Source organism: Flavobacterium sp. (genome assembly GCF_036405015.1).
In the GTDB taxonomy this organism is placed as follows: domain Bacteria; phylum Bacteroidota; class Bacteroidia; order Flavobacteriales; family Flavobacteriaceae; genus Flavobacterium.
Genome location: NZ_DASWYK010000176.1, coordinates 1 through 8,057, shown reverse-complemented (window position 1 = coordinate 8,057; position 8,057 = coordinate 1). Strand labels below are relative to the sequence as shown.

Annotated in this window: 6 protein-coding genes and 1 pseudogene; all 7 read left to right on the top strand. The window is 34.9% G+C overall.

What is annotated here, in order from left to right; genetic code table 11:
• Positions 1 to 22: 22 nt before the first annotated feature.
• The 7 genes and pseudogenes from cysD (at position 23) to VGE71_RS14315 (ending at position 7,970) form a co-directional block, all read left to right on the top strand.
• The gene (cysD, locus tag VGE71_RS14345) at positions 23 to 922 is read left to right on the top strand and encodes a sulfate adenylyltransferase subunit CysD (protein WP_057117574.1); all 900 of its coding nucleotides are present in this window, start codon (positions 23 to 25) and stop codon (positions 920 to 922) included.
• Positions 923 to 1,037: 115 nt separating this feature from the next.
• A complete protein-coding gene (locus VGE71_RS14340; RefSeq protein WP_223707400.1) occupies positions 1,038 to 2,282 on the top strand; it encodes a sulfate adenylyltransferase subunit 1 in 1,245 nt (414 codons plus the stop codon).
• Between the two features lie 84 nt (positions 2,283 to 2,366).
• Positions 2,367 to 4,457 carry a HEPN domain-containing protein gene (locus VGE71_RS14335; protein WP_331138946.1) on the top strand — a complete coding sequence of 697 codons (2,091 nt, stop codon included), beginning with the start codon at positions 2,367 to 2,369 and terminating at the stop codon, positions 4,455 to 4,457.
• Entirely contained in the window at positions 4,450 to 5,259 is an 810-nt protein-coding gene (cobA, locus tag VGE71_RS14330; protein WP_331138945.1) for a uroporphyrinogen-III C-methyltransferase, read from the top strand. The genes VGE71_RS14335 and cobA overlap by 8 nt, the downstream gene beginning before the upstream one ends.
• Positions 5,260 to 5,387: 128 nt before the next feature.
• Positions 5,388 to 5,969 carry a bifunctional precorrin-2 dehydrogenase/sirohydrochlorin ferrochelatase gene (locus tag VGE71_RS14325; RefSeq protein ID WP_331138944.1) on the top strand — a complete coding sequence of 194 codons (582 nt, stop codon included), beginning with the start codon at positions 5,388 to 5,390 and terminating at the stop codon, positions 5,967 to 5,969.
• A 96-nt stretch (positions 5,970 to 6,065) separates the two neighbouring features.
• Positions 6,066 to 6,728 (top strand): annotated as a pseudogene (locus tag VGE71_RS14320) (NAD(P)/FAD-dependent oxidoreductase); the annotation flags it as partial.
• A gap of 189 nt (positions 6,729 to 6,917) precedes the next feature.
• Positions 6,918 to 7,970: an NAD(P)/FAD-dependent oxidoreductase gene (locus VGE71_RS14315; protein ID WP_144215601.1), complete on the top strand. Its 1,053-nt coding sequence runs from the start codon at positions 6,918 to 6,920 to the stop codon at positions 7,968 to 7,970.
• Positions 7,971 to 8,057: the final 87 nt, after the last annotated feature.

The following is an 8,057-nucleotide window of genomic DNA, read 5'->3' as shown; positions in this document are numbered from 1 at the left end:
TAAAATATCAAACAAAAACACAATGAGTTCAGTATTAAAAACAAACGCTTTAGAGAGTGAAGCGATATACATTTTCAGAGAAGTAATTTCACAGTTTGACAAACCGGTTTTACTTTTCTCAGGAGGAAAAGATTCTATTACGTTGGTGCGTTTAGCACAAAAAGCATTTTTCCCTGCTAAAATTCCGTTTCCTCTATTGCACGTTGATACGGGACACAATTTCCCTGAAACAATTGCTTTTAGAGATAAATTGGTAGAAGAATTAGGTTTAGAGTTGATCGTTCGTAATGTACAGGATGCTATTGATGAAGGAAAAGTGGTTGAAGAAACTGGAAAATATTCTAGTAGAAACAGTTTGCAGACTACAACACTTTTGGATGCAATTGAAGAATTTAAGTTTGATGCTTGTATTGGTGGTGCGCGTCGCGATGAAGAAAAAGCAAGAGCTAAAGAACGTATTTTCTCTGTTCGTGATGATTTCGGACAATGGGACGAAAAGAATCAAAGACCTGAGTTGTTTGATATTTTGAATGGAAAAATTGAAAATGGTCAAAACGTTCGTGTTTTCCCAATTTCAAACTGGACAGAATTAGATGTTTGGAGTTATATCGAAAAAGAACAAATCGAGATTCCATCAATCTATTTCTCACATAAAAGAAAAGTTTTTTTGAGAGACGGTTTAATCTGGTCGCATTCTCCTTTTGTGTACCAAGAAGAAGACGAACAAATCGAAGAAAGAATTGTTCGCTTCAGAACCGTTGGAGATATGAGTTGTACAGCTGCTGTTGAATCTTATGCAGCAACAATCGAAGAAGTGGTTGGCGAAATCAGATCATCAACAATTTCTGAAAGAGGTGCCAGAATCGACGACAAACGTTCTGAAGCTGCAATGGAGAAAAGAAAACAACAAGGATACTTTTAATTCAATTAAAAATTGAGAATTTAAAATTAAAAGTTAGGATCAAGAAAACAAAAACATACAGATTATAAGTTTCGAAGAAAACTTGAAACTTTAAACCTGAAACAAAAATATTAGAATGGACGTTTTAAAAATAGCAACAGCAGGAAGTGTAGATGACGGAAAAAGTACTTTGATCGGGAGATTATTGTACGATACAAAATCATTGACTACAGATAAAATTGAAGCAATCGAAAAAAGCAGTAAACAAAAAGGATACGATTATTTGGATTTCTCTTTGGCAACTGACGGATTAGTAGCAGAAAGAGAACAAGGAATCACGATTGACGTTGCGCACATTTATTTTTCGACTGCAAAGAAAAGTTATATTATTGCCGATACTCCGGGTCACGTAGAATATACAAGAAACATGGTTACAGGTGCTTCAACTTCTCAGGTTTCAATCATTTTGATTGATGCTAGAAAAGGAGTTATTGAGCAGACTTACCGTCACTTTTTTATCAATAATTTATTGAGAGTAAAAGAAGTAATCGTTGCCATCAACAAAATGGATTTGGTTGATTATTCAGAAGAAGTTTTCAATAAAATCAAAGCTGATTTTGAAGCATTAAATGCAAAAAGTACTTTCAAAGAACAAAACGTAAGCTACATTCCGTTAAGCGCAATCAACGGTGGAAACGTTGTGGACAAATCAGAGAACATGCCTTGGTACGACGGACAAACTGTTTTAGAACATTTAGAAGGATTGCATTCTCATGATGTTTATGAGCCAGGAAAAGCACGTTTCCCAGTTCAAACGGTTATTCGTCCAAAAACAGAAGAATACCACGATTTCAGAGGTTACGCAGGAAAATTATACGGAAACTCAATTAAAGTTGGAGATGCTGTAACGGTTCTTCCATCTTTAACAGAATCAAAAGTTACTAAAATTCACTTCTTCGATAAATCATTTGATGAAGCTTCTGCAGGTTCTTCAGTGACAATCGAATTAGAAAATGATATCAATGTAACGAGAGGTGACATGATTGTAAAATCAGACGAACTTCCTAGAATTGAAAAAGATATTACAACGACAGTTTGCTGGATGGATAGCAAGAAATTGGTTCCAGGAACTAAATATTTAGTACAGCACAATACGAACAGAGTTTTAGCAAAAGTAGAAAGCATTAAAAACACGATTGCGACTGATTATTCAGGAACAACAGAAGCTTCACAATTAGCAATAAACGAAATCGGAGAAGTAAGCATCAAATTAAGCAAGCCTTTATATTTTGACGCTTACAACGAAAACAAATCAAACGGAGCTTTTATCTTAATCGATACAGCAACGAACACAACAGCAGGAGTAGGTTTCATTAGATAGTTGATAGTTTTTGGTTTTTGGTTGATGGTTATGCTGTCAACAAAACTATAAACAATCAACAATAAACTACAAACTAAAAGATAAATGGAAAGTTTTAGAACAGAAATAGAAAATCCGGTAGTTCAGAAGGAGATTATCGAATTAGAAAAAAAGATTCACTTATTCCGTGGAGGAAAAATTGATGATGAGCGTTTTCGTAGCCTTCGTTTAGCGCGCGGTATCTACGGTCAGCGTCAGGAAGGCGTTCAGATGATTCGTATCAAATTGCCTTATGGTAAAGTAACCAGTGAGCAATTGAGAAGAATTACGGAAGTTTCAGATAAATATTCTACAGGGCGTTTGCATATTACAACACGTCAGGATATTCAAATTCACTATGTCAGCTTGGACAGAACGCCTGAACTTTGGTCAGAATTGGCTAAAGACGATATTACGTTGCGTGAAGCTTGTGGAAACACCGTTAGAAATATTACAGGAAGCGAATTAGCAGGTGTAGACGTAAACGAACCATTCGATGTTTCGCCTTACGCGCACGGTTTGTTTCAATATTTGTTAAGAAACCCAATCTGTCAGGAAATGGGACGTAAATTCAAAATTTCGTTCTCTTCTTCAGACGAAGATACGGCTTTGAGCTATTTGCACGATTTAGGATTTATTCCGAAAATCAAAGACGGACAAAAAGGATTTAAAATTATGTTCGGTGGAGGTTTAGGATCTCAGCCAGCGCATGCCGAATTACTTTCTGAATTTGTTCCGGTTAATGAAATCATTCCAACGGCAGAAGGAATCATCCGTATTTTTGACAGATACGGTGAGCGTGCAAAAAGAATGAAAGCGCGTATGAAATTCTTAATCAAAGAAATGGGAAGAGATGTTTTCCTTGATTTGGTTGAAAAAGAGAAAAAAGCAATCGCTTTTGAAACATACGAAATTGACACTACTGCTTTTGATGGTCCAATTGCAGAGCCAGTTTTAGAAGTGCCACAAGTTACAGTTGAAGATTCAGCAGCTTATGAAGCTTGGAAAAAATCGAATGTAATTGCACAAAAACAAGCAGGATATTATGCTATCGGAATCAAAGTTTTATTAGGAGATTTTTATACTGATAAAGCGAGATTATTAGCAGATTTAATTAAAAATTACGCAGCAAATGAATTACGTTTTTCATTGCGTCAAAATATTGTAATACGTCACGTAAAAGAAGAAAACCTTCCTTTCTTTTATCAAGAATTAGCCAAATTAGACTTTGTTCATTTAGGATATAATTCAGTTGGAGATATTACGGCATGTCCAGGAACCGATACTTGCAACTTGGGGATTGCAAGCAGTACTGGTATTGCCGAAGAATTAGAAAGAGTTTTAAGTGCAGAATATCCTCAATATTTAAACAACCGCGAAATCGAAATTAAAATTTCTGGCTGTATGAATGCTTGCGGACAACATAATATGTCTGCAATTGGTTTCCAAGGAATGTCTATCAACTCAGGAAAATTAGTGGCTCCGGCTTTACAAGTTTTATTGGGTGGAGGAAGATTAGGAAACGGAGAAGGACGTTTTGCTGATAAAGTAATCAAAATTCCTAGCCGTAGAGGACCAGAAGCTTTGCGTAAAATCTTAAATGATTTTGACGCTAATGCGAATGGAGAAAAATTCCTAAACTATTATGATTTAAAAGGAGAGAAATACTTCTACGAAATCTTAAAACCATTAGCTGATGTAACCAATTTAACAGAAGCTGATTTTGTAGATTGGGGTAACGCAGATAATTACGTAAAAGCGGTTGGAGTTGGAGAATGTGCTGGTGTTGTGATCGATTTAGTAGCGACTTTATTGTTTGAAGCTAAAGAGAAATTGATTTTAGCTCAAGAATCTTTCGACGAGAAAAAATGGTCAGATGCAATTTATCATGCTTATGCAGGATTTGTAAATGGAGCAAAAGCGCTGTTATTGTCTGAAAATCAAAAAACAAACCACCACGCAGGAATCGTTGATTTGTTTGACACTGTTTTTATTGATACCAATAAAATCGAATTGAATTCAACTTTTAAAGACTTGGTTTACCAAATCAATAAAAATGAACCATCTGAAGCTTTCGCTAAAGATTACATCGCGCAAGCAACCGTTTTCTTTGATAAAATCGAAACATTTAGAGCACAAGAATTAGCAAATGCTTAATATAAAACCCAAAATAACTTTAGTCGGTGCAGGTCCGGGCGATCCCGAATTATTGACGCTAAAAGCTGTAAAAGCACTGGCTGAAGCTAATGTGGTTTTATACGATGCCTTAGCCAACGAAGAAATTCTAGGTTACGCACCAAAAAACGCCATCAAGATTTTTGTTGGAAAAAGAATTGGAAACCATGCTTACACGCAAGATCAAATCAATCAATTGATTGTAGATAATGCTTTGACGTATGGAAATGTAGTTCGATTAAAAGGCGGAGATCCATTTATTTTTGGAAGAGGAAGCGAAGAAATAGAATACGCAGAAAGTTTCGGAATTGAAACGATTGTCGTTCCCGGAATTTCATCTGTAGTGGCAGTTCCCGCAAGTCAAGGAATTTCGATTACAAAAAGAGGAATTTCAGAAAGCTTTTGGGCGATTACAGGCACAACATCAGACAGAAAATTATCTTCAGATGTAGCTTTGGCGGCACAATCTTCTGCAACAGTTGTAATCCTGATGGGAATGCACAAATTGCCTCAGATTATCGATTTGTTTCAAAAAGAAAACAAAGGAAATCTGCCAGTTGCCATCATCCAAAACGGAACAACGGCAGAAGAAAAAGTTGGCGTAGGAACAGTCGATTCGATTTTAGAAATCGTAAAAGAAAAAGAATTAGGTTCTCCAGCCATCATTGTTTTAGGCGAAGTGGTTCGCGAAAGCCATAAATTAAAAGGATTTTACGAAGAATTTTGTCAAAAAAAGGAGTTAGATAAAATGTTTCGACAAAATCAATTCATTGCTAAAAAATAAACGTTTTCAATAATGTTCCGGAGGAACAATTGGTCGGTAGAAAAATAATGTTTCCAAATAAAAAATGTTCCGTTAGGAACATCTGATTGGTAAATCATCTAATTTTGATTGGATGAAAATAAATTAAAATGGAACAAAACGAATTATATCCAATATTTCTAAAGCTTCACAATTTAAATGTACTAATTGTAGGCGGAGGAAATGTAGGTCTGGAAAAGCTTTCTTTCTTGCTAAAATCAAGTCCGAATGCAAATGTTGAGGTAGTAGCAAAAGAATTTCATTTAGAAATAAAAATTCTGGCAGAGCAACATCCTTCGATAAAATTGACAAAATCGAAGTTTAAAAAGAAAATGCTCAAAAAGCGCCACATGGTAATTGCGTGTACAGACAATTTAGAAGTAAATAAAAAAGTATACGATTTGGCCAGAAAGCGTTATTTGATTTGCAATATCGCCGATACACCAGATTTATGTGATTATTATTTGGGCGGAATCGTAACGAAAGGAAATGTAAAAATTGCCATTTCGACCAACGGAAAATCGCCAACAACAGCAAAAAGACTTAGAGAGTTTTTTGAAGAAGTAATTCCAGAAGACATCAATCAAATGGTTGAGAATCTGAACGAATACCGAAAAACGCTAAAAGGCAATTTTGAAGAAAAGGTTAAACGAATGAATGAAATCACTTCTTTATTAAAAAATAAAGAGTAAAAAAGTTTCGGAAAGAAATTAATGATAAAAATCATTAAAAATATTAAGGGTTTATTCGTTTTTTGCAAGAAATAAGAATGATAAAATAACACCTTGATGATTAAAACAGATGTACTTGTAATTGGAGCGGGGGCAACAGGTTTATTTGCCGTTTTTGAGGCAGGATTATTAAAATTAAAATGTCATATACTGGATGCTTTACCACAGGTTGGAGGACATCTTTCAGATGAAGAGTCAATTTATGATATTCCTGGATTTTCAGAAGTTTTAGATGGAAACCTAATCGATGAACTAATGGAGCAAATTAAACAATTTGAGCCAGGTTTTACATTAGGAGAGTGCGTAGAAACAATCGAAAAACAAGAAGATGGAACATTCATTGTAACGTCTAATAGAGGAACTAAATTCCATACACCAATTATTGCAATTGTAAAAGATCGGGGAGATTTTGAGTCTTATAAGTTGTTTGTAGAAGAAATCGAGTTTTATGAAGATAAAGGAGTAAAGTATTTTGTCGAAAATCCAGAGAAATTCAAAGATAAAAGAATTGTTATTGCAGATGAAGGAGATTTGACGTTATGGACTATTTTGTTAGTAAATGTGGCTTCAGAAATAAGATTAATTCAACGTGCAAATGAATTTAGAGAAGCTTTGCAGGCTGTAAAAAAGATACAGGAATTAAAATCAACTGAAAAAAATAAATTAATTACTTCAGCAGAAGTAATTAAGGAAGACCTCAATCAAATGGTTGAGAATCTGAGTAAGTACCGGAAAATGCTTAAAAACAATTTCGAAGAAAAGGTTAAAAGAATGAATGAGATTACCTCTTCATTAAAAAAATAAGGAGTAACAAGTATCACATAGAAACGAAATGATAAAAATCATTGTCAGTAGAATAAATTATTCGTTTCTTTGTATTATTAAGAATGATTATAAACAACAACCATAATGATTAAAACAGATATACTTATAATTGGAGCAGGACCAACAGGTTTATTTGCCGTTTTCGAGGCAGGATTATTAAAATTGAAATGTCACATCTTAGATGCTTTACCACAACCAGGTGGACAACTTTCAGAATTATATCCTAAAAAGCCAATTTATGATATTCCTGGATTCCCAGAAGTTTTAGCCGGAGACCTTGTAGACGGATTAATGGAGCAAATCAAACAATTTGAGCCAGGTTTTACTTTAGGAGAGCGTGCAGAAACAATCGATAAACAAGAAGACGGAAGTTTCATCGTAACTTCAAACAAAGGAACTAAATTTCATGCGCCAGTTATCGCAATCGCGGGAGGTTTAGGAAGTTTCGAGCCTCGTAAACCACTTATCGAAGATATCGAGTTTTATGAAGATAAAGGAGTAAAATACTTCATTAAAAATCCTGAGAAATTCAGAGATAAAAGAGTTGTTATTGCAGGAGGAGGAGATTCAGCGTTAGACTGGTCAATTTTCTTAGCAAACGTAGCTTCAGAAGTAACTTTAATTCACCGTAGAAACGAATTTAGAGGAGCTTTAGATTCTGTAGAAAAAGTACAGGAATTAAAATCAGCTGGAAAAATCAAATTAATTACACCAGCAGAAGTTATCGGGATCAACGGAGCAGAGCATGTAGAATCATTAGATATCGAAGAAAACGGAGCACATCGCAAAATCGATTGTGACTATTTCATCCCGCTTTTCGGATTAACACCAAAATTAGGTCCAATTGGAGACTGGGGATTAGAAATCGAGAAAAATGCAATTAAAGTAAACAATGCATTAGATTACCAGACCAATATTCCTGGAATCTTCGCTATCGGAGACATCAACACATATCCTGGAAAATTAAAATTAATTCTTTGTGGTTTCCACGAAGCAACTTTAATGTGCCAGGCTGCTTACTCAATCGTTAATCCAGGTAAAAAATATGTATTAAAATATACAACAGTATCTGGAGTAGATGGTTTCGACGGAACTCGTAAAGAGGCTCCTAAGGCAGTTGTTAAAGCGATTGTTTAGTCTGAGGTGCTGAGGTTCTAAGGGACTAAGGCGCTGAGGTTTTTTAAATATTGTAAAGCCCAAACTTTTAAAAGTTTGGGCTTTTTT

Bases quoted from the DNA above. Each gene is read 5' to 3' on its own strand.
- cysD (WP_057117574.1), top strand. From the start codon at position 23: ATGAGTTCAGTATTAAAAACAAACGCTTTAGAGAGTGAAGCGATATAC.
- VGE71_RS14340 (WP_223707400.1), top strand. From the start codon at position 1,038: ATGGACGTTTTAAAAATAGCAACAGCAGGAAGTGTAGATGACGGAAAA.
- VGE71_RS14335 (WP_331138946.1), top strand. From the start codon at position 2,367: ATGGAAAGTTTTAGAACAGAAATAGAAAATCCGGTAGTTCAGAAGGAG.
- cobA (WP_331138945.1), top strand. From the start codon at position 4,450: ATGCTTAATATAAAACCCAAAATAACTTTAGTCGGTGCAGGTCCGGGC.
- VGE71_RS14325 (WP_331138944.1), top strand. From the start codon at position 5,388: ATGGAACAAAACGAATTATATCCAATATTTCTAAAGCTTCACAATTTA.
- VGE71_RS14315 (WP_144215601.1), top strand. From the start codon at position 6,918: ATGATTAAAACAGATATACTTATAATTGGAGCAGGACCAACAGGTTTA.